Genomic DNA, 23,559 nt, shown 5'->3' on the forward strand with positions numbered 1-23,559 from the left:
TGCAATGAAACCTTTTATCACTCTTGTAACCGTTGCCGCCCTGATGCTGGGCGGCGTGGTGTACGCTAATAACGGCGTCGATCTCAATCAGTCACCGGAGGTGACGGCAACGCAGCAGGGCACCATTCATCAGCCCAAAGAGCAGAGCCGCAAGCCGCTGAACTATGTTAATCAGCCGCCGGTGATCCCGCACAGCGTGGAGGGCTACCAGGTGACGAAGAACGTGAACCGCTGCCTGCAGTGTCACGGCACCCAGAGCTATCTGACCACCGGCGCGCCGCGCGTCAGTCCGACGCACTTTACCGACCGCGACGGCGTGGTGAGCAGCACGGTATCGCCGCGTCGCTACTTCTGCCTGCAGTGTCACGTGCCGCAGACCGATGCCAAACCGGTGGTGGAAAACACCTTTAAGCCGGCTGACGGCTTTGGGCAGTGAGGTGGCGATGAAACAGAAACTTATACGTATCTGGCGCTGGTGGCGACGCCCCAGCCGTCTGGCGCTCGGCACGCTGCTGATTCTTGGCTTTGCTGGCGGCATCATCTTCTGGGGTGGTTTTAACACCGCGATGGAGATGACTAACCGCGAGCAGTTCTGTATTGGCTGTCACGAAATGCGCAACAACGTCTATCAGGAATATATGCAGACGGTGCACTACAACAACCGCAGCGGCGTGCGCGCCACCTGTCCGGATTGTCACGTGCCGCACGAGTGGGGGCCGAAGATGATTCGTAAGATCCAGGCGAGTAAAGAGGTTTACGCCAAGATCTTTGGCCTGATTGATACGCCGCAGAAGTTTGAAGAGACGCGTATCGAGCTGGCGCAGAACGAGTGGCGCCGGATGAAGAACAACAATTCGCAGGAGTGTCGTAACTGCCACAACTTCGATTATATGGACTTCACCGCGCAGAAAACGGTCGCCGCCAAAATGCACAGCAAAGCGGTGCAGGACGGACAGACCTGTATCGACTGTCACAAAGGCATTGCCCACCATCTGCCGGATATGAAAGACCAGCCAAACGGTTTTTGATCGCGACCCTGGCCGCGCCTGCCGGTGCGGTATCAGGGTTTTCGTGCCGACCGGTTGAGGCAGCCGCAAACCACACAACATCGTAGCGGCGCGATTTATCGCGCTAAGTTAATCACTGCACAGCTGCCCGGATGCGCAATAAATTGCGCCGCTACGATTCGTGCGGCATTTTATTTCTGCACCTTCATCCTGCACACATTGTAGCGGCGCGATTTATCGCGCTCAGTTAATCACTGCACAGCTGCCCGGATGAGCAATAAATTGCGCCGCTACGATTCGTGCGGCATTTTATTTCTGCACCATCATCCTGCACACATCGTAGCGGCGCGATTTATCGCGCTAAGTTAATCACTGCACAGCTGCCCGGATGCGCAATAAATTGCGCCGCTACGATTCGTGCGGCTTTTTATTTCTGCACCATCATCCTGCACACATTGTAGTGGCGCGATTTATCGCGCTAAGTTAATCACTGCACAGCTGTCCGGATGCGCAATAAATTGCGCCGCTACGATTCGTGCGGCATTTTATTTCTGCACCATCATCCTGCACACATTGTAGCGGCGCGATTTATCGCGCTAAGTTAATCACTGCACAGCTGCCCGGATGCGCAATGAATTGCGCCGCTACGACACGTGCCATGAGCGTTGAAGAGGCGTAATGCTCAACTGACAGCCTCACGCCATCGCGGGCAACCTGCTCCACAATTCAGATAGTTTTCCCCGCGGCTTCGGCCTATTATCTCAGGCTCCCTCAGCTACGCAGTGGAGCGGCTATGTCGTTAAAGATCAACATCATCAAAGATAAGTTGCTGTCTGATAATTATTTCATTCTGCGCAACTACACCTACGAACTCACCCGCAGCAACGGCGACGTGGTACGTCACAAACGTGAAGTCTACGATCGCGGCAACGGCGCCACCATCCTGCTCTACAACCGTGAAAAAAACAGCGTGGTGCTGATTCGTCAGTTCCGCATCGCGACCTATGTTAATGACAACACCAGCGGTGAGCTGATTGAAACCTGCGCCGGGCTGCTGGATAACGACACGCCGGAAGATTGCATCCGTAAAGAAGCGGTGGAAGAGACCGGCTATCAGGTTGGTAAGGTCGAAAAGCTGTTTGAGGCCTACATGTCGCCGGGCGGCGTGACCGAATTGCTGCACTTTTTCGCCGCTGAATACAGCGATGCGCAGCGCGCTAACGACGGCGGTGGCGTGGAAGATGAAGAGATCACCGTACTCGAGCTGCCGTTTCCTCAGGCGCTGGCGATGGTGAAAGAGGGGCGCATTCGCGACGGCAAAACCATTATGTTACTGCACTATGCGCAGCTGATGGGCTGGTTGCAGGCATAACCGCGGCGGTAATTCACAGGGCCGGCACGAATGCCGACTATGCCGATGCCGGGGCGCAATGCATTGCGCCACTATGCCATGTGCGTGATTTCCGGGGCATTTAACGGCGTCACTTCACACTCCGGATGGGCCTGCAGGCGCGCCAGCGCTTCGGCGTAGGAGGGCATGGAATTGGCCGCGCCGGAACGCTCGACGCACAGCGAGGCAAACGCCGCCGCAAACAGCGCCGCCTGCGGTAACGCATCGCCGGACGCCAGGCGCGCCGCCAGTGCGCCGTTGAAGGCGTCGCCGGCACCGGTGGTGTCGAGCGGCTGGGCAGGAAACAGCGGAATACGCAGCTGCTGCTCCGCGCTGGAAAGCAGGGCGCCCGCGGTGCCAAGCGTAATAATCACCTGACGCGCGCCCTTACGGTGCAGCACTTCGGCGGCGCGCTGCGCGCTGGCAAAATCGGTCACTTTTATCCCGCTCAGCTGCATCGCTTCGGTGCTGTTGGGCGTTAACAGATCCACCTTAGCCAGCAGCGCATCGCTGACTTTCTGCCACGGTGCCGGATTCAGAATGACAAACGTGCCGCCGGCACGCGCGTTGTCGATCATGCGCTGAATGGCGCTGAGGTTGTTCTCCAGCTGCACCAGCAGAATATCGGCGGCAGCCACGGTGGGCTGACAGCGCGCCACTTCGGCCGCGGTCACGGTGGTATTTGCGCCGGGATAGACCGATATCATGTTCTCGGCATCATCGCCCGCCACGTAAATCAGCGCGTTGCCGGTGGGTTTCTCTTTACAGGTGAACAGCGTAATGGCATCGAAACCGGTCTTCTCCAGATGGCGGCGGGCAAACGTGCCAAAATCGTCATTACCCACCTTGCCGATATAGTGCACGCGCGCCCCGGCGCGCAGCGCGGCGGTGGCCTGGTTGGCTCCTTTGCCGCCGGGCCCCATCATGCTGTTGTGCGCCGTGAGCGATTCGCCCGGCAGAGGGAAACGGTTCATCACCGCGACCACGTCGAGGTTGAACGAGCCAAACACACACACTTTTCCTTTCATTGCGCGCTCCTGAACAGCCGTTCTGCGGCCAGGCAGGCGCCGCGACAGCCGGTGTGATCGGTGGATTGACTGAAGATGATTTTCAAACCATCCCGCGTGGCCGGCGGCCGTAAATGCTGCTGAATCTGGCTGCGCAGCTGCGCCAGCGGGAAATCTGCCATCGCCAGCACGCCGCCGCCCAGAATCAGGTACTCCGGATCGAGAATGTTCATCTCGGTGGCGATCAGCTGTGCCAGCCGCTGCACAAACGCCTGCAGCGCCGGGTCAGAACCATGATGGGTAAACAGCGCCGACATCGGCGTTTGCGCCGCATTGGCCTGCGCCCAGTGGCTCAACCAGTGGCCGGAGGTCACGGTTTCCGCGCAGCCGTGGTTGCCGCACGGGCAGGGCAGCGCGTTACCGGCCACCGGCACGTGGCCGAGTTCACCAGCTCCGCCATGCTGACCATGGTAGAAGCGGCCGTTGATCCACAGGCTGTTGCCCATGCCGGTGCCAGGATACAGACCTACCGCATTTTCCGGCAGCTGCTCCAGCTGCATTAAATCCCACAGCATCAGATGGTTAACGTCTTTATCCATCGCCACCGGCACGCCCAGTCGTTCACTCAGCAGCGCCGCTACCGACTGATGATCGAGCGCCTGAATGAACGGCAGGGAAATCACCTGCTGGCGATCGCGGCTGAGAATACCCGGCAGGCCGAGCATCACACCGCTGACTGGCTGCTGCTCCAGCGTTTCCGCAATCAGCTGCCCGAGTGCGGCCAGCGCATCGGGCTGTTGCGCCCAGCTGGCGGTGGGCACTTTACGAAAGCTGCTCCAGATGCGGCCTGACTCCATCAACTGCAGACGAGTGCCGGTGCCGCCAATGTCGATACCGAGCCAGCGTGTTGTCATGCCGACACCTGCGCCAGGCCCTGCGCTTCATCAATGCTCTCACGCATCATGTTCCACGCGGTGGCGAGATCTTCGTGAATGTTAAACAGGCCGGAGGTGCCAACAATCAGCACTTCGGCACCGGCACCGACCAGCGTGTTGTAGGTGCGCGTATTACAGGAACCGTCAATCTCAATCAGGTAGCGGTGGCCGTGCGCCTGTTTCAGCGCCTTCAGCTCCTGCACCTTCTGCACCATCTCCGGAATAAACGGCTGACCGGCATAGCCAGGATCCACCGTCATCACGGTGATTTTATCCAGCAGATGAATGTAATGATGGATAAAGGAGACCGGCGTGGCCGGGTTGAGCACCACGCCCACTTTTTTGCCGTAGCTGCGAATCAGATTGATAACGCGGAACGCATCACGATTGATGGTTTCAGCATGCGGGCAAATGTAATCGGCGCCGGCGTTGGCCACCGCTTCAATAAAGTCGGTCGGCTCTTCCACCATCAGATGCACATCGATCGCCACCTGGGTATGCGGGCGGATCTGCTCAATAAAGAACGGCGACAGGGTGATGTTTTTAACGTAGTGACCGTCCATGATGTCGATATGCAGGAAGTCAGCGCGGGAGTCCAGCACGGCCAGCTGGTGCTTGATCTCCATCAGATTCATACACATCAACGACGGGGAGACTTGAATACGCATCATACTTCCTTTTTTTCGGTCAGAGGATTAAGCGCCGCGGCCAGTTTGCTGAGCCTGACGGCACGGTGATCGTTAAAGCGTGCTTTGAGTTGTTTGAAGGCCAGCACCACCACCAGCACGGCACCCCACATCGCCAGGCTGACGTGCTGGCTGATGTTCATCAGGTTGAAGCCGGTGGAGAGCACCTGCAGCGCAATCAGCGCCAGCACCACGCCGGTCACGCGGCCAAAACCGCCGTTGGGATCGGTGCCGCCGAGAATGATGGCCAGCACGGTCAGCAGCAGGTAGGCATCGCCGTAACCCATGCGCGCCGAGTTAAAGCGCGCCATCATGATCAGACCGGCCAGCACGCACAGCAGACTGGAGATGACGTACACCAGCATCACCATACGGTGGGTATTGATGCCGCTGAACCAGGTGGCGTTGATGTTGCTGCCGCCCATGTAGATGCATTTGCCGGCGCGGGTTTTGCCGAGGAACAGCGCCAGCAGCGCGGCGGCAACCAGGAATACCCACAGCGGCAGCGGCATGCCCAGCAGCGTGTCTGAGCCGAGCGACTGCACCACCGGCGGCATACCGCTCACCGCCGCACCTTTGGTCAGCCAGATGCCGATGCCGTTGAGCGTCATCATGGTGGCCAGCGTCACCAGAATCGGGTGTGCGCCGATGCGCGTTACCATCACGCCGGTGATCACGCCAATCACGGCGGCAATCACCATCGCGCCGACGATAGCGATAAACAGCCACAGCAGCTGCTGACCGGTACCGGCATCAGCCGGCAGGGCGCTCATCAGGGTCCAGGCGATGAACAGCGCGGTCAGGTTAGCGGTGGCGATGATGGCGAGGTTCAGGCCGCCGCTAAGGATGGCGATAAACATCGCCAGCGTTAACAGGCCGAGCTCCGGCAGCTGAAACGCCATGCTCATAAAGGTCGAGTCGGTGAGAAAGCGGCCTGGCAGCATGACGCTGAAGGTGGCCAGCGCCAGCGCAATCAACAGCATCAGGCCGATGTTGGTGCCGTCCGGCCGCAGCGCAGAGAGAGATTTCATGATGATGGCTCCTCCCGTCAGACGAAACTGACGTCGGTTTCTTTACGTTTTTTGTAGTGGGTGACGGCAATCGCCACCATAATCGTGCCGCCGACCACAATGTTCATGAAGTAGTTGGAGACGCCGATCAGATTGAGGCCGTTTTTCAGGATGGCGATCAGGAATACGCCCATCAGCGTGCCGCTGACCGTGCCTTTGCCGCCCATCAGGCTGGCACCGCCCAGCACCGTCGCAGCCAGCACATCCAGCTCACCGCCGACCAGCGCGCTCGGCACTACTTCACCCATGCGGTACACCTGCACCAGCCCGCCAATCGCCGCCATCGCCCCGAGCCAGCCGTAGGCAAACACGTGAATCAATCCCACGCGGATGCCAATGCGCCGCGCCGATTCCGCATCGCCGCCCACCGCATACAGCTGACGGCCCAGATTGGTTTTGTTGAGCAGCAGCGCGGTGAGGGCGGCAATCACCAGCATGATCGCCAGCGGTAAGCCAATCTGAAAACTGTTGCCCTGTACGCTAAACGGCAGCACGCTGCGCAGGGTGATCCACCAGTCCGGCAGTGAGTAGAGGCTTTTGCCGCCGGTAACCCACATCAGCAGACCAAACAGCAGCGACTGCATGCTGATGGTGATGATGATCGACACCACGCGCAGCGAGGTGATCAGCAGGGCGTTGATCACGCCAAACAGCGTGCCGCAGACGATAGCCAGCAGAATGCTGAGCAGCGCGTTATCAAACTGGAACTGCACAAACAGCGAGGCGATCAGGTATTGCACCACTGACGCCACGGCGGCGAAGGAGATATCGATACCGCCGGTCACCAGCACCACAAACAGGCCGAGGGCGAAAATGCCGGTAACGGCATAGCTTTCCGCCAGATCCAGCAGGTTCTGCACCGTCAGGAACTGATCGCTGGCCAGCGAGAAGAACACCATGAAAGCCAGCAGCACCCAGGCGAGCCAGCCCTGGCTGGAGTGCGGACGTAAACGAGAGAAATCAGGCATTAATCACCTCCGCCAGCTGTTCCTGCGCCACGGTATCGGGTTGGTATTCGGCATGGATGGTGCCGTCGCGGAAGTGCAGAATGCGGTCGCAGTTGTACCAGACCTCCGGCACTTCGTCGGAAATCAGGATGATCGACAGTCCCTCTTTCGCCAGCTCGTGGATCAGCTGATAGATGCTGGCCTTGGCGCCGACATCCACGCCGACGGTCGGCGAGTCGAGGATCAGAATGCGCGGCTGGGTCAGCACCCATTTCGCCAGCACGATTTTTTGCTGGTTGCCGCCGGACAGGGTAGAGATCGCCAGGTTGGGATCGGCCACGCGCACGCCGAGCTGCTGAATCCACTGCAGGATCAGCTTGTTCTTGCGGTATTCGTCGATCAGGTGGAAACGGTTTTGCAGCTTATCAAGGATCGGCAGCACCATGTTGTCGGCCACCGACTGCTGCTGCACCAGGCCGAGCGTCAGACGATCTTCCGAAACGTAGCCGATGCCGGCTTTGATGGCGTCTTCGTGCCCGCGAAAACGCACCGGCTTGCTGTCGAGCCAGATTTTGCCGCTGTCCGGTTTGGTCATGCCAAACAGCGACAGCGCCAGTTCGGTGCGGCCGGAGCCGAGCAGGCCGCACAGGCCCAGCACTTCACCGGCGTAGAGTTTGAAATTGACGTCATGATACTGACCGGCGCGCGTCAGCTTCTCCACCTCGAGAATCGCCCGATCGGCGTTGCGCGTTGGCGCTTTTAACTGGTAGTCGAGCTTCAGGCCGGTCATCAGTTCGGTCAGGTGATGCGGCGTCATCTCTCTGGCTGGCCAGCAGCCCATCTTGCGGCCGTCGCGGATCACCGTCACGCGATCCGAAATCTCCAGCACTTCATCCAGCCGGTGACTGACAAACACCACGCAGATGTTTTTGTCTTTCAGATAGCGCACGGTACGCAGCAGCTGATTGACCTCGGTACGCGTCAGCGACGCGGTGGGTTCGTCCATGATCACCAGTCGTGCATCGGCCACCAGCGCGCGGCAAATCGCCACCTGCTGGCGCTGGGCAATCGACAGCGCGGCAACTTTCTCATTCAGATCAAGGTCAAACTTCAGCTCATCAATAATGCCGCGCGCGGTGTCACGCAGCCGGGCCTGACGGTGCCAGCCGAGCAACCCATTGAGGTTATGCTCAAAGGCGATGTTCTCCGCCACGCTCAAATTGGGGAACAGCGACAGATCCTGGTAAATCACCTGGATACCGAAGTCGCGCGCCTGACGGGTGGTCAGACGCGGGAAACTCTGGGCGTCGCCGAGGGTGATGCGGCTGCCACTGTCCGGGGCGTGCACCCCGGAAATGACTTTAATTAAGGTGCTCTTGCCACAGCCGTTGGTGCCAGCGAGACAGTGCACTTCGCCGGCCAGCAGGGTCAGCGAGATATCGCTCAGTGCGCGGTTGCCACCAAATGTTTTCGACAGGTTGTCGAGCGCAATCAGCGTCTGTGGAGTGACCTCTTGCATGTTACAGCCCCATTTTCACCAGTTTTGGCAGGTTCTCTTTATCGAGACTTTCGGTGTTGTTACCGAGAATGGTGTGCGTCGCCTCATCCACCTTCACTTTGCCCAGCCCTTCAATGGTCATGCCGTCGGTGATCGGCTCTTTTTTCTCCATCATGTCGGCGATACGCACAAATACTTCACCGGCGGTCTGCGGATTCCAGATATAACCGCCCTTGATGGCACCGCGCTGTACCAGCGACGCGCCCTGGCCCGGGCTGAAGGCGCCGATGACGCACACCTGATCGATCTTGTTGCGGTTCATGACCGCGCGGCCGGCGCCAATCGGTCCCTGAGAACCAAAGGCCATAATGCCTTTCAGATCCGGGTATTTAGACATCAGCTCGTTGGTGGTGCGGATGGAGTCATCCAGCGATTCGCCGACGCCGAACTTGTCGGTCACCAGCTGCATCTTCGGATAGTGCTGTTTCTGGTAGTTGAGCGCGGCGTCGGTCCACTCCTGATGCAGTGGCACCGTCAGGCTGCCGACATACATGGCGTATTTGCCTTCTTCATGCATGCATTTTGCCAGCGCTTTCATATGGTTGATGCCGTGGGTCGGCGCATCGACCAGCTCGAAATCCCAGTTGGCGTCTTTCTGGCCGGGCGATTCGTGAGTAATCACCATGATCCCGGCTTCCCGCGCGCGCTTCAGCACTGGCTCAAGCACTTTCGGGTCGTTTGGCACCACGCCGATGATATCGACCTTCTGCGCAATCAAATCTTCAATCGCGCGCACCTGCAGCGCCGGGTCAGCGGCGGTTGGCCCGACCATCCACGCGTCGATGCCGCGTTTTGCCGCTTCACTTTTGATGCCCGCTTCCATGGCGTTGAACCACGGAATACCGCCAATTTTTACCACGATGCCCATGCGGATTTTGTCAGCGGCCTGCGCGCCAGCGGCGGCAAACAGGGCAAGCAGAGAACAGGCGATAAGATGTTTTTTCATAAAGACTCCGGATTAATTTTTTATTAGCTGCATCGAATGGCTGCGTTGCGAGCAATCAATAATATTGACGCCGTTCCACGCCAGTTCTTGTTCCAGCTCTTTGTCTTTTAATTGGTCAGTGATGAGAAAATCCACATCGCGGTAATGACAAATACGCGCGAATGAGGGGCGCAGAAATTTACTGCCGTCCAGCAGCAGATGTTTTCTTTCTGCCGCTAACAACATTTGCTGTTTTAAATGTGCGTTGTTTTCGTTACCTTCGCGTAAATAACCGTCATTGCCCAAACTGCTGCAGGAAAAAAAGATCTTATTGATCTGAAATTCCCGTAGCGGCTGCTCTGCGACGACGCCGTGGAAATCTTCATAACGGTCAGAATATTCTCCACCCAGGCAGATGGTGCGGATACTGCCGCGCGCTGCAAGGGTCTGGACGATTCTGATAGAATTGGTTAACACCGTTAATTCAATATCCGGTAGCTGTCGTGCCAGATACCAGCAGGTGGTACTACTGTCGAGTAATAAACAATCACCGGGGCTGATAAAATCGAGTGCCCGTTTGGCTATCGCCATCTTGGCCTCGACGTTTTCATTCATGCGCTGGCGAAAAGATAATTCATACTCGTTAATACCGCGTGTATTTCCCTGAATGTTGGCGGCCTGTCGTTTGGCTGGTACTGCACCACCGTGACTGCGCTGTAATACGCCACGTTTCTCCAGCTGCGTTAAATCACGGCGAATGGTTTCCTGCGAAACCTGACACAGCGTGACTAATTCAGCGACAATGACCCGACCATTTAAATTAAGCTCGTCAATAATTCGCTGCTGTCTTTCAATCGGCAACATGACTTCCCTCCGATGGCTATAAATTACTGGATGCCGGAATGTGAAAATGTGGGCTGGGCACGAGTCCGCAGCGACCAACTGGCCCGGCGACATTAAGGTGATTTTCATTGAATTTTTTATGTAAATGAGATCTCTTTATTTCAAATTTGAGTGATCGCATTCACATAAATGCGCGTTATTACGCGAGGGAATGAGAGAGGCCGTGCACAGCGTTAACGCTCTGCCAGCACCATAGCATGACCGCTTATGACCGTTTGTGTGTATTTGACCGTTTTGTGAAGGGGGTAAAAATTGTCCGACGAATCCGATTGAGCAGAAATCAGCCGCACCGGATGATGGAGCTGTTGCGCTATTCCACCCAGATCGCTCATAAGGCGACGGCTTTTTCAGCAGTTAACTTCGCTTTTCAGGCCACTTCACAGTTTCGGCCTGATGACCGCGCATGCATTGCGCTATCATTTTCTTTCAAGGAATCGGGGATCGTTTTTTTTCATGTCGTATTGGATGAAGTCGCTGCTTTTATTGCCCTTTCTGCTGATCGCCAGCGTACAGGCCGAGCCGCTGCAAAAGTCGTTTTCCGACTGGCAGATCACCTGCAACAACGCGGCGTTCTGCGTGGCACGCAGTTTTCCTGGCGATAATGGCCTGGTGATGACGATTTCGCGTCACGCCGGGGTCAACGATCGGCCGCTGCTGCGCATTGATTACGGCAGCGCCTACAGCGGTGCATTGCCGGGCGCGGCGCTTAAAGACAACCTGCTGCTCGACCAGCGCCGCCTCAATCCGGACCTCAAACACTGGACGGTGGAGCCGCATCATCTGGCCACCAGCAACGCCATCGCCATCGACGAATTTCTCGCCCAGACGCTGGATGCCAGCAATTTACAGCTCACCTATAAAGCCAGCGCCAGTATTCCGCTGCGCGGTATGAAAGCGGCGCTGCTGCTGATGGATGACGTACAGGGGCGGGTTAACGGTGCCAGCGCCTGGGTAAAGCGCGGTGATCGCGTGCAGTGGGATGTGCCACCGCCGCCCTCAATTCCACAGCTGCCGGCACCAATGCCCGCACCCGCGCCGCTGACGCAGCAGGAAACCACCGGCCTGATCGATTACGGAACCTGGCGTGTCAATACCGATAACTGCTCGCTCGATCCGCTGCGGCGGGAAGTCAGCGTTGCGCCACTCACCGACAGCAAAGCGCTGCTGCTGATAAGCTGCGAAACCGGGGCCTACAACGTGATCGATCTGGCGTTTGAAGTCACGCGCAGCCAGCCGTATGTGTCGCGCGGCATCACGCTCAACCTGCCGTTTACCCCGCCGTCGCGCACTGATAATCAGCTGGAGCTGGTGAACGCCGAGTTCGATGCCAGTAACGGCCAGCTGTATACCTTCAGTAAAGGGCGCGGTTTAGGCGACTGCGGTGTGGCCACACGCTGGCAGTTTAATGGTAATGCTTTCGTGCTGGCGGAGTATGCGGAAGAAAAGACCTGTGACGCCTGGCATAGTAGTGATGACTGGCCCACCCTCTGGGTGACTCAGTAATCCCCGTCATCCTTCGCACTGCAGGGGCGTTGGCCGCCTTCTTTCACCCCGGTCACTTACTGATGTAAGCTCCCGGGGATTCATTCAGTTGCCGCCTTCCTGCAGCACGAATGATTTAGGGGAGCGTTCGCGTGGTGGAAGGCAAGCGGGCTGCTTGCCAAAGACTTAGCGAATATTGCCGATCATCATCGGTGAGCCCGTCTGGTTGCCCACCAGCTCAGCCAGCATGTTGTTGACGCCATCGCTCATCGGGGTGAAGCGGGTCAGCGGCGAGCGCGTTACGACCACAAATACGCCGACGTTGTGCTGTGGCACCATCGCCATGTAGGTGATGAAGCCGCCGCCGCCGCCGGTTTTCTGAATGATGCCCGGATGGCCCGCCTTCGGTGCCATGTAAACCCAGCCCATGCCCAGCGCGTCGGCGCGTCCTGGCACGTCCATGCCTTCCACTTTAGTCAGCTGGTCGCGGCGATAAATCAGCGTTTGCAGCCGATCGATTTGTGGCGTGCGGTGATTCACCGCCGAGTTGAGGAACTGCTGCATCCAGCGTCCCATATCGTCCGGCGTGGAGTACACGCCGCCGCTGCCGATGGCTGCCAGCGTGTTATTGCACGGGCTGGCCCCTTTTTCGGCGATCATCAGGCGCTGACACTGGTCCGGTGATGGCGTGAAGGTGGTGTCCTTCATGCCGAGCGGACGCGTTACCAGCTGCTGCAGCAGGGCCGGATAAGGCATACCGGCGGCTTTAGCCAGCGCGTCGCCCAGCAGATCGAAGGCGAGGTTGGAGTAAGCCGCCTGCGTGCCCGGCGCGGCTTTTAGCTGTGCACCGCGCAGCCACTGCCAGCGATCCGCTTTGGTTGGCCAGACAAACACCGGACGATGCGGTTTGCCGCCCGGCTGCTCGCGCGGCAGGCTGCTGGTGTGGGTGGCGAGATTGATCAGCCGAATCGGCTGGCCGTTGTAAGTCGGTACGCGGGCACCCGGCGGCGCGTATTTGCTCAGCGTATCGTCAAGGCGAATCTGGCCGCGCTCGGCCATCTTCACCATCACTTCGCTGGTCATCAGTTTGCTCAGCGAGGCGATACGGATCAGTGAGTCCTGCTGTGGGCGCACATTATTGCCGGGACGGGTTTCGCCAAAGCTGGCGAACACGCGCTGGTTACCGTCAATTGCCACCAGCGCCATGCCGGTTGCACCGCTGCCATAGAAAATATGCTCGGCATAGCGATCAACAATCTGCGAGGCCAGCAGCGGATCGGGCGATACCTGCGCCGCGCTGGTAAAGGGCAGCACGGCAACCATTAAGGCCAGTAAAAAAGGAGTACGTTTTTTCAACGGGAAAGCGTCCGCTATAGGAATCGGAGGAAAACCTATAGTAATCAGTTTGCGCAAAGCGGGAAGGGGGCGGGGCGGATTTTTTTCTGTATCAGGCTGTGAAATAAAACGGCCCTCTCCCGGTAGCGGGAAAGGGCCAGACACTCAGGCAGGCTTAAGCAGCGATTCGGCGTGGCTCACCACGTTCTCGACGGTAAAGCCAAAGGCCGGGAACAGCTTGCCGGCTGGCGCCGATTCGCCGAAGGTGGTCATGCCGACAATTTTGCCGTCGATGCCGACGTATTTGTACCAGTAGTCGGCGATACCGGCTTCAACCGCCACGCGCGCGCGCACGGTGGAAGGCAGCACCGATTCACGATAGGCCACGTCCTGTTTATCAAACACGTCAGTGCTCGGCAGCGACACCACTCGCACCTTGTGGCCGTCGGCGCTGAGTTTCGCTTCGGCGCCCAGCGTGATCTCCACTTCGGAACCGGTGGCAATCAGGATGACGTCCGGCGTGCCGTCACAATCCTTGAGGATGTAGCCACCGCGCGCGATGTTCTCTACCTGTTGCGCGCTGCGCTCCGGCTGCAGCAGGTTCTGACGCGACAGAATCAGCGCGGTCGGACCGTGATGGCGCTCAATCGCCGCTTTCCACGCCACGGCGGTCTCGACCTGATCGCACGGTCGCCAGGTGCTGAAGTTTGGCGTCACGCGCAGGCTGGCCAGCTGTTCAACCGGCTGGTGCGTCGGGCCATCTTCGCCCAGACCAATTGAGTCGTGGGTGTAGACCATAATCTGGCGCGCTTTCATCAGGGCGGCCATGCGCGCTGCGTTACGCGCGTATTCGACGAACATCAGGAAGGTGGCAGTATAAGGCACAAAACCACCGTGATGCGCGATACCGTTGGCAATCGCCGTCATGCCAAATTCGCGTACGCCGTAATGAATGTAGTTACCGGCGTGATCCTCTTTGATCGGCTTCGAACCGGACCAGATGGTGAGGTTGCTGGGCGCGAGGTCGGCGGAACCGCCGAGGAACTCCGGCAGCAGTTTACCGAAGGCTTCCAGCGTGTTCTGTGAGGCTTTGCGGCTGGCGATCTTCTGCGGGTTAGCCTGCAGATCGCGAATGAACTGGCTGGTTTTGTTTTCCCAGTCAGCCGGCATTTCGCCCTTCAGGCGGCGGCTGAATTCGTCCGCCAGCTGCGGATGCGCCTGCTGATAAGCCGTGAACTTCTCTTCCCAGGATTTCTCCTGCGCGGCCCCGGCTTCTCTGGCATCCCACTGCTGATAAATATCCTGCGGGATCTCAAACGGACCGTAATTCCAGCCGAGCTGTTTACGCGTCAGCGCCACTTCCTCTTCGCCCAGCGCGGCCCCGTGCGACTCCTCTTTGCCGGCTTTGTTTGGCGAGCCAAAGCCGATTACCGTGCGGCAGATGATCAGCGAAGGCTTGTCGGTGACGCTTTGCGCTTCTTTGATGGCCGCCGCGATGGCGTCCGGATCGTGGCCGTCGATGCCTTCGGCGCTGCCCACCACGTGCCAGTTATAAGCTTCAAAGCGCTTGTGGGTGTCGTCGGTAAACCAGCCTTCGGTTTCGCCGTCGATGGAGATACCGTTGTGATCGTAGAAGCCAATCAGTTTGCCGAGGCCCAGCGTGCCGGCCAGCGAACAGACTTCGTGCGAGATGCCTTCCATCAGACAGCCGTCGCCCATAAATACATAGGTAAAGTGGTCGACGATATCGTGGCCCGGCTGGTTGAACTGGGCCGCCAGCGTGCGCTCGGCAATCGCCAGACCGACGGCGTTGGCCAGCCCCTGGCCGAGCGGGCCGGTGGTGGTTTCAACGCCCGGCGTATAGCCAATTTCCGGGTGGCCCGGCGTTTTTGAGTGCAGCTGGCGGAAGTTTTTCAGCTCTTCCAGCGGCAGATCATAGCCGGTGAGATGCAGCAGGCTGTACAGCAGCATCGAGCCATGCCCGTTAGACAGAATGAAGCGATCGCGATCCGCCCAGGCCGGGTTGGTCGGGTTGTGCTTCAGGAAGTCGCGCCACAGCACTTCGGCGATATCAGCCATGCCCATCGGCATACCTGGGTGGCCGGAATTTGCTTTCTGTACCGCATCCATGCTCAGGGCGCGGATCGCGTTAGCCAACTCTCTGCGTGAAGACATAGGGTTCTCCCTTGTAATTGGGCAAAAGCGGACGGGCCGCAACCCGTCCGGCAGAAGGTGAGTTCAGGATTACAGGCGGGCGGCCAGCACGTCTTCCAGCTTCTGCTGGTCGACGGCAAACTGGCGGATACCGTCGGACAGTTTCTCCACGGCCATCGCATCCTGGTTATGCTCCCAGCGGAACTCCGCTTCGGAGAGCGGTGCCGGCTGGTGGAAGCCCTCGGTTGATGGCTCCAGTTTGCGCTCCACCGGTGCTTCGCTATTGGCCAGCTCTTCCAGCAGGTTCGGGGAGATGGTCAGGCGATCGCAGCCGGCCAGCGCCACAATCTGCTCCACTTTACGGAAGCTGGCACCCATGATGACGGTGTTGTAACGGTGCTTTTTGTAGTAGTCGTAAATACGACGCACCGATTTAACGCCCGGGTCTTCGTCGACCACATACGGGTCGAGCGGTTTGCGCGTGTTGTACCAGTCGTAGATTCGGCCGACAAATGGCGAAATCAGGAATACGCCGGCTTCGGCACAGGCGCGCGCCTGGGCGAAGGAGAACAGCAGCGTCAGGTTACAGTTGATGCCGTTCTTCTCCAGCTCTTCCGCCGCTTTGATGCCTTCCCAGGTGGACGCCAGTTTGATCAGAATACGTGAGCGGTCGATGCCGTTCTCTTCATACAGGCGGACCAGCTTCTCCGCTTTGGTCACACACATGCCACGATCGAAAGAGAGGCGCGCATCCACTTCGGTCGAAACACGGCCCGGTACGCTTTTCAGAATTTCCATACCGAGGTTGATCGCCACTTTATCGCTGGCGTTGATGATTTGCGTCTCTTTGCTGCCGCCCTGTTTTTTCGCGTACTCAATGGCGTCATCAATCAGGTGTTTGTAAGCGTCGAGGCCGGCAGCTTTGAGGATCAGGGATGGGTTAGTGGTGGCATCTTCCGGATGGTAATGGCGAATGGATTCGATATCGCCGCTGTCCGCCACCACGGTGGTGAACTGTTTTAATGCATCTAGCTGGTTCATCGCTTAACTCCTTGATTAGCAATAATGTGGGCAAAACAGGCACCTGGGCAGTCATCGTCTTAGGTGCGCCCTTATCGGGGAAGGGAGGTTCCACACAGTGCAACAGACGCCGGATGAAGAAAATGCGTTTTCTCTGATTGTGACGTCGGGGCGCGTTTCTGATAGTCAGGCCTGCCTGATCGGTTCAGCTCAGCGTTTTGCCACCCTTAAGCATAGCAGGCTGTCCCAAAGCCGCAGGCGAAGCCGTGGCAATCCGTGCCCTGGCGACTGTGCGTTCTTTGAGCGCCTTCACCATCTTTTGCGCCGCGCGTTCTTATACTGAGGGCTTTTCAGCCGTGCAAAAGGATGTCTGATGGACGATCAACTGAAGCAAAGCGCGCTCGATTTTCACCAATATCCCACCCCCGGAAAAATTCAGGTGTCACCCACTAAGCCGCTGGCGACGCAGCGCGATCTGGCACTGGCCTATTCGCCCGGTGTGGCGGCACCCTGTCTGGAAATTGCCGCCGATCCGCTGGCCGCGCACAAATACACCGCGCGCGGCAATCTGGTGGCGGTGATCTCCAACGGCACGGCGGTGCTGGGGCTCGGTAATATTGGCGCGCTGGCCGGCAAGCCAGTGATGGAAGGCAAGGGCGTGCTGTTCAAAAAGTTTGCCGGCATTGATGTGTTCGACATCGAAATCGACGAGCACGACCCGGATAAGCTGATTGAGGTGATCGCCGCGCTGGAACCGACGTTCGGCGGCATCAACCTTGAGGACATTAAAGCGCCGGAGTGTTTTTACATTGAGCAGCAGCTGCGGCAGCGCATGCAGATTCCGGTGTTTCATGACGATCAGCACGGCACCGCCATCATCTGTACCGCGGCAGTGCTTAACGGCCTGAGCATCGTGAATAAGGCGATTGCCGACGTGCGGCTGGTGGTGTCGGGCGCCGGCGCGTCAGCCATTGCCTGCCTCAATCTGCTGGTGGCGCTTGGCATGCAGCAGAAAAATATCGTGGTGTGTGATTCAAAAGGGGTGATTTACCGCGATCGCGAAGCGGACATGACGCCGACCAAAGCCGCCTATGCCGTGGAAGATAGCGGGGCGCGCACGCTGGATGAGGTAATTGGCGGCGCGGATATTTTTCTCGGCTGCTCCGGTCCGAAAGCGCTGACGCCAGAGATGGTGCAGAAGATGGCACCAAATCCGCTGATTCTGGCGCTGGCCAATCCGGAGCCGGAGATTATGCCGCCGCTGGCGAAGCAGGTGCGGCCGGATGCGATTATCTGCACCGGGCGCTCGGATTTCCCCAATCAGGTGAATAACGTGCTGTGCTTCCCGTTCATCTTCCGCGGCGCGCTGGACGTGGGTGCCACCGCCATCAACAAAGAGATGAAGCTGGCGGCGGTACATGCGATTGCCGCTCTGGCGCAGGCGGAACAGAGCGACGTGGTAGCGTCCGCTTACGACGATCAGGATCTGAGCTTTGGCCCGGAATACCTGATTCCCAAACCGTTCGATCCGCGTTTGATTGTGCAGATAGCCCCGGCCGTCGCCAGAGCAGCGATGGATTCCGGCGTGGCGACGCGACCGATTGCTGACTTTGACGCCTACCGCGAGCAGCTCACCGAGTTCGTGTATAAAACCAATCTGTTCATGAAGCCGATCTTCTCGCAGGCGCGCAAAGCGCCGCAGCGCGTGGTGCTGGCGGAAGGCGAAGAGGTGCGGGTGCTGCACGCCACTCAGGAGCTGGTGTCGCTCGGGCTGGCGAAGCCGATCCTGATTGGTCGTCCCAACGTGATTGCCATGCGTTTGCAGAAGCAGGGGCTGAAAATCGAGGCCGGGCGTGATTTTGAGATCGTGAACAACGAGTCCGACCCGCGCTTTAAGGAGTACTGGAATGAATATTATCAGCTGATGAAGCGGCGCGGCGTCACGCCGGAAACCGCCCAGCGCGCGGTGATTGGCAATCCCACGCTGATCGGCGCCATCATGGTGCATCGCGGCGAAGCGGACGCGATGATTTGCGGTACCATCGGCGACTACCGTGAACATTACGATGTGGTGGAGAAGGTGTTTGGCTTACGCGATGACGTCAAGGTCGCCGGGGCGATGAACGCACTGCTGCTGCCGAGCGGCAACACGTTTATCGCCGATACCTATGTGAATGAGGATCCCAGCGCTGAGCAGCTGGCGGATATCACGCTGCTGGCGGCAGAAACCGTGCGGCGTTTCGGCATCGAACCGCGCGTGGCGCTGCTGTCGCACTCCAGTTTCGGCACTTCGAACGCTCCCGGCGCGCGGAAGATGCGCGAGGCGCTGGCGCTGATTCAGCAGCGAGCGCCGGAGCTGGAAATTGACGGCGAGATGCACGGCGATGCAGCGCTGGTGGAGAGTATTCGTCGCGAGCTGATGCCGGACAGCCCGCTGAAAGGTACCGCCAATCTGCTGATCATGCCGAACGTTGAGGCCGCACGCATCAGCTACAACCTGCTGCGCGTGTCCTGTTCGGAAGGGGTGACGGTGGGGCCGGTACTGATGGGCATCCGCAAGCCGGTGCATGTGCTGACGCGCATCGCCTCGGTGCGACGTATTGTTAACATGGTGGCGCTGGCGGTGGTGGAGGCGCAGACCGAGCCGTTGTGACCGGCAGGGCGACCCCACGGGGCGCGTTTTATCGGGTTATTCCGCAGGGTGCGCATGAATGCGCACCTGGCTTATTTTTCCAGCCCCAGCCAGTCCTGCACCGGCAGGAAATCGCGGGTCAGCGCGGCTTCCGGGGAGTCGTCGGCGGGTTGATAATCATATTCCCAGCGCACCAGCGGCGGCATCGACATCAGAATCGATTCGGTGCGACCGCCGGTCTGCAAACCGAACAGCGTGCCGCGATCCCACACCAGATTGAACTCAACGTAGCGGCCCCGGCGGTAAAGCTGGAACTGACGCTCGCGCTCGCCCCACGCCAGCTCTTTGCGCTTCGCTACAATCGGCTGATAGGCTTGCATGAAACCGTTGCCGACCGCCTGCATGAAATCAAAACAGTGGTCAAAATCCGGCGTATTCAAATCATCAAAAAACAGGCCGCCAATGCCGCGCTGCTCGTTGCGGTGTTTCAGGAAGAAGTAGTCGTCACACCACTTTTTGTAGCGCGCATAGACGTCGTCGCCAAACGGCTGGCACAGATCGAACGCGGTCTGATGCCAGTGCCGGGCATCTTCTGTGAAACCGTAATAAGGAGTGAGATCGAAACCGCCACCAAACCACCAGACCGGATCGGCGCCCGGCTTTTCAGCAATGAAAAAGCGCACGTTGGCGTGGCTGGTTGGCACATACGGATTTTCCGGATGTACCACCAGCGACACGCCCATCGCTTCGAAGCTGCGACCTGCCAGCTCCGGGCGGTGCGCGGTGGCTGACGCGGGCATCTGCTCGCCATACACATGGGAGAAATTAACCCCAGCCTGCTCGAACACCTTGCCATTACGCAGCACGCGGCTGCGTCCGCCGCCGCCGCCGGGGCGTTGCCAGGTGTCTTCGGCAAAGCTGGCGCTGCCGTCTTCCGCCGCCAGACCGGCGCAAATGTCATCCTGCAGCGCCAGCAGATAGGCTTTGACGCGCGAAATATCGGGATTGCTCATGGCTCACTCATTGCAAAAATTTGCCGCGATTCTAGCACAAAACGCTATCAGGCCTGGCGACGATCGTACTCATCAAAGTAATTGACGATACCGTCGGCAATCGCCCGGGCAATTTTCTGGCGAAACGCCGTGGTGCCCAACAGCTGTTCTTCACGCGGGTTGGTGATAAACGAGGTTTCCACCAGCACCGACGGGATCGACGGGGATTTTAGCACCGCGAACGCCGCCTGCTCGGTGTGCTGGCTGTGCAGGTGATGCACCGGGCGAATCTGGTCCAGCACGTGTTTACCCAGCGTCAGGCTGTTGCGGATGGTATCGGTCTGCACCAGGTCGAACAGGATCTGGTTAAGGTAATTATCTTTTTCCTGCACTGCCGCGCCGCCCACTTTATCGGCGTCGTTTTCGCGCTGCGACATATAGCGCGCCATGGCGCTGCTGGCACCGCGATTGGAGAGGGCAAACACCGATGCACCGTTGGCTTCCGGGCTGGTGTAGCCGTCGGCGTGAATCGACATAAACAGGTTGGCGCCGTGCTGGTGCGCAATCTCCACGCGCTGATAAAGCGGAATAAAGTGGTCGCTGTCGCGCGTCAGCCGCACTTCCACCTTCGGGTGGTTCTGCAGCAGCGTACGCACGGTGTTGGCGATCTCCAGTACGATGTGCTTCTCTTCTGAGCCTTCCTGACCCACCGCGCCAGAATCAATGCCGCCGTGACCGGGATCGATCATCACAATGCGCTTGCCGCTGGTGGCCGGTTTCGGCGGCGTATGACGTGCGCTGACGGGCACTGCCGCGCGCGTTTCCTGCGCCTGGACCGCGCGCGGCGACAGCACCGCCAGCGCCAGGCCGGAGAGGATCAGCTGGCGGCGATTGGTCAGGCGCCGCAACAGTGAAATCTTGTTCATTAACATGTCCCTGAGAGTAAACCTGTCCCGTGTTATAGCTTAAGCGCCGTCCGGCGGCGACTGCCGAACCATTTCAGGACATTACTTTGTATTTCAGGCCGCGAATCGCTATTTAGCCGTTTTTTTCAGCCGTTGCGCCCTGCGAGGGTTGCGCCTGGCAAAGAATGCGTGATAATCAGCGAATTGTGCCTCATTGCAGGGTAACGCCGATGGAAATCCGCTCCTTCCGCCAGGAAGATTTTGAAGAAGTCATTACGCTCTGGGAGCGTTGCGATCTGTTACGGCCGTGGAACGATCCGGAACTCGACATCGAACGCAAAATGAACCATGACCCGGAGCTGTTTCTGGTGGCTGAAGTAGGCGGCGAGGTCGTGGGCACGCTGATGGGCGGCTACGATGGTCATCGCGGCTCCGCCTACTATCTGGCGGTGCATCCTGATTATCAGGGCCGGGGATTTGCCAATGCGCTGATGAACAGGCTGGAGAAAAAGCTGATTGCGCGCGGCTGCCCGAAAATCCACCTGATGGTGCGCGAAGAGAACGATCAGGTGGTGGCTTTCTACGAGAAGCTGGATTACGAGCCGGTCGACTCGCTGCTGCTGGGCAAACGCCTGATTGAAGACCGTGAATACTGATTCCACGCGTCGCGCGGCCGGGTTTCTGCCCGCCATGCAGCACAGCGAATAAACTTTTTGCCGGTTTGCGACTCCAACAGGCACGCCAGTCGGCACAAAAGAAAGGAGTTTGCATGAAAGTTGTTCGTCCCGCCCTGCTGGTCAGCGCCCTGGTGCTGGCCGGTTGCGCCAGTTCCGGTTCCTCTTCCTCTGCCAGCACCAGCGAAAGTCACTGGTACAATCCGCTCAGCTATCACTGGTCGGCGCTCAATCCGTTCAGCTGGTTTGGCAGTTCGCTCACCGTCACCGAGCAGGGCGTCGCCGGGCTGAACAGCAACACGGCAATGTCTGAGTCCGCCATTAGCGCCGCGCTGAACAATGATTATCAGCTGCGTCAGGGCATGCGCACGCAGAACGGGCAGGTGGTGGATTTCTGGCAGGCGCTGGATGACGGTAAGGTTAAGCTGGTGATCAATGGCCAGCGCAGCGTCGAGCGCATTGAAGTGCTCGATAGCGACGCGCGCAGCGCCGACGGCAGTAAAATCGGTGATGCGTTCAGCGATAAATTCAGCAAAGCGTTTGATAACTGCAAAATGGTTGCCGGGCTGGATGTGCGCGATGTTGAGTGCCGCGCGCCGGGTAGTCAGCATATCGCCTATATCTACAGCGGCGAGTGGCACGGTCCGACCGGGCTGATGCCGTCAGATGATACGTTAAAAAGCTGGAAAATCAGTAAGATCGTCTGGCAGCGTTAACCAGCGAAAAAATTGCGTTAACGCATCTTCTGCGCAGGGCTTTCCGGTATGATACCGGCGAAAAAACGCCGTTAACTTTTATGCCGGAGAGCATTGTCATGTCTCAGTTTCAGAGCGGGATCCTGCTGGAGCACCGCCGTTTCGCCATTTGGCTGGAAGCCCGCGCCACCGGAGACCTCGCTGCGCTGCGTCAGGGTTGCCACGCCTTTCTGCAGCAGCTGGCTGCGCTGCAGCAGCAATTCCCGGACGCCGGTCTTGGTGCGGTCATCGCCTTTGGTGATGCGCTGTGGCGCGATCTGCAGGGCACCGACTCAGCTCCCGAACTCAAAGCTTTCACGCCGCTCGGCAAAGGTGCGGCACCGGCGACCCAGCGCGATCTGTTGATCCATATTCAGTCGCTGCGTCACGACGTGAACTTTTCGCTGGCGCAGGCGGCGCTGACGGCGTTCGCCGGCGCGGTCGCCATTGAAGAAGAGACGCACGGTTTCCGCTGGGTCGAAGATCGCGATCTTTCCGGTTTTGTTGATGGCACCGAAAACCCGCAGGGCGAGGCGCGCCAGCAGGTGGCGATCATTGCTGATGGCGCGGATGCCGGCGGCAGCTATGTGTTTACCCAGCGCTGGGAGCACAACCTGCCGCAGTTCAACCGGCTGGCGATTGATAAGCAGGAAGCGATTATTGGCCGCACCAAACAGGACAATGAAGAGCTGCCGGACGATCAGCGGCCGGCGACGTCGCACCTGAGTCGCGTGGATTTGAAAGAAGCGGGCAAAGGCCTGAAGATTCTGCGCCAGAGCCTGCCGTACGGCACCGCCAGTGGTCGCCACGGTCTCTATTTTATTTCGTACTGTCATCGCCTGTATAACATCGAGCAGCAGCTGCTGAGCATGTTTGGCGAGCGCGACGGCATGATGGATGCCATGTTACGGTTCACCAAACCGGTGAGCGGCAGCTACTTCTTTGCCCCTTCGCTGACGGCGCTGCAGGCGCTGTCACGTTAATCCATCGCGTTTTACCGGTGCGCCGCCGTGCGCACCACATCCCCGCTTGACGCGGCTCAGTTAATCCCGCCCTGCGCATAAACTCTGCCGCTGGCTTATGCCTTTTTAGACTTTGAAATCCCTAAACGATATATAAAACCGTTACAGCTTTCGCCAGAGTTATAAATACACTGACAGCATCTAATGGCATAGGCTCGAACTCCATTTCTCAGGGTGCAGC

The 23,559-nt window shown here is 58.6% G+C and carries 22 protein-coding genes; 9 read left to right on the forward strand and 13 right to left on the reverse strand.

The genetic code is table 11. The features are described 5' to 3' along the window. Positions 1 to 4: 4 nt before the first annotated feature. The 3 genes from napB (at position 5) to nudK (ending at position 2,379) form a co-directional block, all read left to right on the forward strand. The gene (gene napB / locus ABVR31_RS05720) at positions 5 to 436 is read left to right on the forward strand and encodes a nitrate reductase cytochrome c-type subunit (protein ID WP_058758336.1); all 432 of its coding nucleotides are present in this window, start codon (positions 5 to 7) and stop codon (positions 434 to 436) included. 7 nt (positions 437 to 443) lie between these two features. Beyond that, complete coding sequence (gene napC / locus ABVR31_RS05725) at positions 444 to 1,028, forward strand: cytochrome c-type protein NapC (RefSeq protein ID WP_031279803.1); 585 nt, start codon at positions 444 to 446, stop codon at positions 1,026 to 1,028. 772 nt (positions 1,029 to 1,800) lie between these two features. After that, on the forward strand, positions 1,801 to 2,379 hold the full coding sequence (gene nudK / locus ABVR31_RS05730; RefSeq protein WP_058781763.1) for a GDP-mannose pyrophosphatase NudK: 579 nt from the start codon (positions 1,801 to 1,803) through the stop codon (positions 2,377 to 2,379). A gap of 71 nt (positions 2,380 to 2,450) precedes the next feature. On the opposite strand, the gene rbsK is transcribed toward nudK, so the two are convergent. The 8 genes from rbsK to ABVR31_RS05770 are packed head-to-tail and all read right to left on the reverse strand — an operon-like array spanning position 2,451 to position 10,389. Continuing rightward, positions 2,451 to 3,425, reverse strand: a complete 975-nt coding sequence (gene rbsK / locus ABVR31_RS05735; RefSeq protein ID WP_288422195.1) for a ribokinase — start codon at positions 3,423 to 3,425, stop codon at positions 2,451 to 2,453. Then, positions 3,422 to 4,318, reverse strand: a complete 897-nt coding sequence (gene alsK, locus ABVR31_RS05740) for an allose kinase (protein WP_372772065.1) — start codon at positions 4,316 to 4,318, stop codon at positions 3,422 to 3,424. The genes rbsK and alsK overlap by 4 nt, the downstream gene beginning before the upstream one ends. Then, on the reverse strand, positions 4,315 to 5,007 hold the full coding sequence (gene alsE, locus ABVR31_RS05745) for a D-allulose 6-phosphate 3-epimerase (RefSeq protein WP_031279804.1): 693 nt from the start codon (positions 5,005 to 5,007) through the stop codon (positions 4,315 to 4,317). Before alsE ends, alsK begins: the two co-directional genes overlap by 4 nt. Beyond that, a complete protein-coding gene (locus ABVR31_RS05750) occupies positions 5,007 to 6,056 on the reverse strand; it encodes an ABC transporter permease (protein WP_021508059.1) in 1,050 nt (349 codons plus the stop codon). Before ABVR31_RS05750 ends, alsE begins: the two co-directional genes overlap by 1 nt. Positions 6,057 to 6,073: 17 nt before the next feature. Then, positions 6,074 to 7,063, reverse strand: coding sequence for an ABC transporter permease (locus ABVR31_RS05755; protein WP_372772067.1), 990 nt, complete (start codon positions 7,061 to 7,063; stop codon positions 6,074 to 6,076). Then, positions 7,056 to 8,561 carry a sugar ABC transporter ATP-binding protein gene (locus tag ABVR31_RS05760; protein ID WP_288422190.1) on the reverse strand — a complete coding sequence of 502 codons (1,506 nt, stop codon included), beginning with the start codon at positions 8,559 to 8,561 and terminating at the stop codon, positions 7,056 to 7,058. Before ABVR31_RS05760 ends, ABVR31_RS05755 begins: the two co-directional genes overlap by 8 nt. 1 nt (position 8,562) lies before the next feature. Continuing rightward, the gene (locus ABVR31_RS05765) at positions 8,563 to 9,546 is read right to left on the reverse strand and encodes a substrate-binding domain-containing protein (protein ID WP_058758342.1); all 984 of its coding nucleotides are present in this window, start codon (positions 9,544 to 9,546) and stop codon (positions 8,563 to 8,565) included. Between the two features lie 12 nt (positions 9,547 to 9,558). Further along, positions 9,559 to 10,389: a DeoR/GlpR family DNA-binding transcription regulator gene (locus tag ABVR31_RS05770; RefSeq protein ID WP_021508063.1), complete on the reverse strand. Its 831-nt coding sequence runs from the start codon at positions 10,387 to 10,389 to the stop codon at positions 9,559 to 9,561. Positions 10,390 to 10,625: 236 nt separating this feature from the next. Here ABVR31_RS05770 and ABVR31_RS05775 point away from each other — a divergent pair, with 236 nt between their 5' ends. Continuing rightward, positions 10,626 to 11,030, forward strand: a complete 405-nt coding sequence (locus ABVR31_RS05775) for a hypothetical protein (protein ID WP_238561673.1) — start codon at positions 10,626 to 10,628, stop codon at positions 11,028 to 11,030. Beyond that, positions 11,005 to 11,931: a DUF1176 domain-containing protein gene (locus ABVR31_RS05780; protein ID WP_288422187.1), complete on the forward strand. Its 927-nt coding sequence runs from the start codon at positions 11,005 to 11,007 to the stop codon at positions 11,929 to 11,931. The genes ABVR31_RS05775 and ABVR31_RS05780 overlap by 26 nt, the downstream gene beginning before the upstream one ends. A 165-nt stretch (positions 11,932 to 12,096) precedes the next feature. Here the strand turns inward: ABVR31_RS05780 and ampH are convergent, their stop codons facing one another. The 3 genes from ampH to tal form a co-directional block, all read right to left on the reverse strand. After that, positions 12,097 to 13,266, reverse strand: a complete 1,170-nt coding sequence (gene ampH / locus ABVR31_RS05785) for a D-alanyl-D-alanine-carboxypeptidase/endopeptidase AmpH (protein ID WP_372772070.1) — start codon at positions 13,264 to 13,266, stop codon at positions 12,097 to 12,099. A gap of 144 nt (positions 13,267 to 13,410) precedes the next feature. Continuing rightward, entirely contained in the window at positions 13,411 to 15,420 is a 2,010-nt protein-coding gene (tkt, locus tag ABVR31_RS05790) for a transketolase (protein WP_031279807.1), read from the reverse strand. 69 nt (positions 15,421 to 15,489) lie between these two features. After that, positions 15,490 to 16,440, reverse strand: a complete 951-nt coding sequence (gene tal / locus ABVR31_RS05795; RefSeq protein WP_021508067.1) for a transaldolase — start codon at positions 16,438 to 16,440, stop codon at positions 15,490 to 15,492. Positions 16,441 to 16,792: 352 nt separating this feature from the next. On the opposite strand from tal, the gene maeB reads away from it, so the two are divergent. Beyond that, on the forward strand, positions 16,793 to 19,072 hold the full coding sequence (gene maeB, locus ABVR31_RS05800; RefSeq protein WP_372772073.1) for an NADP-dependent oxaloacetate-decarboxylating malate dehydrogenase: 2,280 nt from the start codon (positions 16,793 to 16,795) through the stop codon (positions 19,070 to 19,072). A gap of 71 nt (positions 19,073 to 19,143) precedes the next feature. Here the strand turns inward: maeB and hemF are convergent, their stop codons facing one another. Then, positions 19,144 to 20,064, reverse strand: coding sequence for an oxygen-dependent coproporphyrinogen oxidase (hemF, locus tag ABVR31_RS05805; RefSeq protein WP_215800772.1), 921 nt, complete (start codon positions 20,062 to 20,064; stop codon positions 19,144 to 19,146). A gap of 47 nt (positions 20,065 to 20,111) precedes the next feature. Further along, positions 20,112 to 20,969, reverse strand: a complete 858-nt coding sequence (gene amiA / locus ABVR31_RS05810; RefSeq protein ID WP_021508070.1) for an N-acetylmuramoyl-L-alanine amidase AmiA — start codon at positions 20,967 to 20,969, stop codon at positions 20,112 to 20,114. A 209-nt stretch (positions 20,970 to 21,178) separates the two neighbouring features. On the opposite strand from amiA, the gene ABVR31_RS05815 reads away from it, so the two are divergent. The 3 genes from ABVR31_RS05815 (at position 21,179) to ABVR31_RS05825 (ending at position 23,339) form a co-directional block, all read left to right on the forward strand. Next, the gene (locus ABVR31_RS05815) at positions 21,179 to 21,604 is read left to right on the forward strand and encodes a GNAT family acetyltransferase (RefSeq protein ID WP_021508071.1); all 426 of its coding nucleotides are present in this window, start codon (positions 21,179 to 21,181) and stop codon (positions 21,602 to 21,604) included. Between the two features lie 113 nt (positions 21,605 to 21,717). Continuing rightward, positions 21,718 to 22,338 carry an RpoE-regulated lipoprotein gene (locus tag ABVR31_RS05820; RefSeq protein ID WP_058770813.1) on the forward strand — a complete coding sequence of 207 codons (621 nt, stop codon included), beginning with the start codon at positions 21,718 to 21,720 and terminating at the stop codon, positions 22,336 to 22,338. A gap of 98 nt (positions 22,339 to 22,436) precedes the next feature. Further along, complete coding sequence (locus ABVR31_RS05825) at positions 22,437 to 23,339, forward strand: Dyp-type peroxidase (RefSeq protein ID WP_222951764.1); 903 nt, start codon at positions 22,437 to 22,439, stop codon at positions 23,337 to 23,339. Positions 23,340 to 23,559 lie beyond the last annotated feature (220 nt).

Source organism: Pantoea sp. WEP (assembly GCF_041678305.1).
Classification (GTDB): domain Bacteria; phylum Pseudomonadota; class Gammaproteobacteria; order Enterobacterales; family Enterobacteriaceae; genus Pantoea; species Pantoea dispersa.

Coding starts and splice junctions, on each gene's coding strand:
- napB (WP_058758336.1), top strand. CDS start 5: ATGAAACCTTTTATCACTCTTGTAACCGTTGCCGCCCTGATGCTGGGC.
- napC (WP_031279803.1), top strand. CDS start 444: ATGAAACAGAAACTTATACGTATCTGGCGCTGGTGGCGACGCCCCAGC.
- nudK (WP_058781763.1), top strand. CDS start 1,801: ATGTCGTTAAAGATCAACATCATCAAAGATAAGTTGCTGTCTGATAAT.
- rbsK (WP_288422195.1), bottom strand. CDS start 3,425: ATGAAAGGAAAAGTGTGTGTGTTTGGCTCGTTCAACCTCGACGTGGTC.
- alsK (WP_372772065.1), bottom strand. CDS start 4,318: ATGACAACACGCTGGCTCGGTATCGACATTGGCGGCACCGGCACTCGT.
- alsE (WP_031279804.1), bottom strand. CDS start 5,007: ATGCGTATTCAAGTCTCCCCGTCGTTGATGTGTATGAATCTGATGGAG.
- ABVR31_RS05750 (WP_021508059.1), bottom strand. CDS start 6,056: ATGAAATCTCTCTCTGCGCTGCGGCCGGACGGCACCAACATCGGCCTG.
- ABVR31_RS05755 (WP_372772067.1), bottom strand. CDS start 7,063: ATGCCTGATTTCTCTCGTTTACGTCCGCACTCCAGCCAGGGCTGGCTC.
- ABVR31_RS05760 (WP_288422190.1), bottom strand. CDS start 8,561: ATGCAAGAGGTCACTCCACAGACGCTGATTGCGCTCGACAACCTGTCG.
- ABVR31_RS05765 (WP_058758342.1), bottom strand. CDS start 9,546: ATGAAAAAACATCTTATCGCCTGTTCTCTGCTTGCCCTGTTTGCCGCC.
- ABVR31_RS05770 (WP_021508063.1), bottom strand. CDS start 10,389: ATGTTGCCGATTGAAAGACAGCAGCGAATTATTGACGAGCTTAATTTA.
- ABVR31_RS05775 (WP_238561673.1), top strand. CDS start 10,626: ATGACCGCTTATGACCGTTTGTGTGTATTTGACCGTTTTGTGAAGGGG.
- tkt (WP_031279807.1), bottom strand. CDS start 15,420: ATGTCTTCACGCAGAGAGTTGGCTAACGCGATCCGCGCCCTGAGCATG.
- tal (WP_021508067.1), bottom strand. CDS start 16,440: ATGAACCAGCTAGATGCATTAAAACAGTTCACCACCGTGGTGGCGGAC.
- maeB (WP_372772073.1), top strand. CDS start 16,793: ATGGACGATCAACTGAAGCAAAGCGCGCTCGATTTTCACCAATATCCC.
- hemF (WP_215800772.1), bottom strand. CDS start 20,064: ATGAGCAATCCCGATATTTCGCGCGTCAAAGCCTATCTGCTGGCGCTG.
- amiA (WP_021508070.1), bottom strand. CDS start 20,969: ATGAACAAGATTTCACTGTTGCGGCGCCTGACCAATCGCCGCCAGCTG.
- ABVR31_RS05815 (WP_021508071.1), top strand. CDS start 21,179: ATGGAAATCCGCTCCTTCCGCCAGGAAGATTTTGAAGAAGTCATTACG.
- ABVR31_RS05820 (WP_058770813.1), top strand. CDS start 21,718: ATGAAAGTTGTTCGTCCCGCCCTGCTGGTCAGCGCCCTGGTGCTGGCC.
- ABVR31_RS05825 (WP_222951764.1), top strand. CDS start 22,437: ATGTCTCAGTTTCAGAGCGGGATCCTGCTGGAGCACCGCCGTTTCGCC.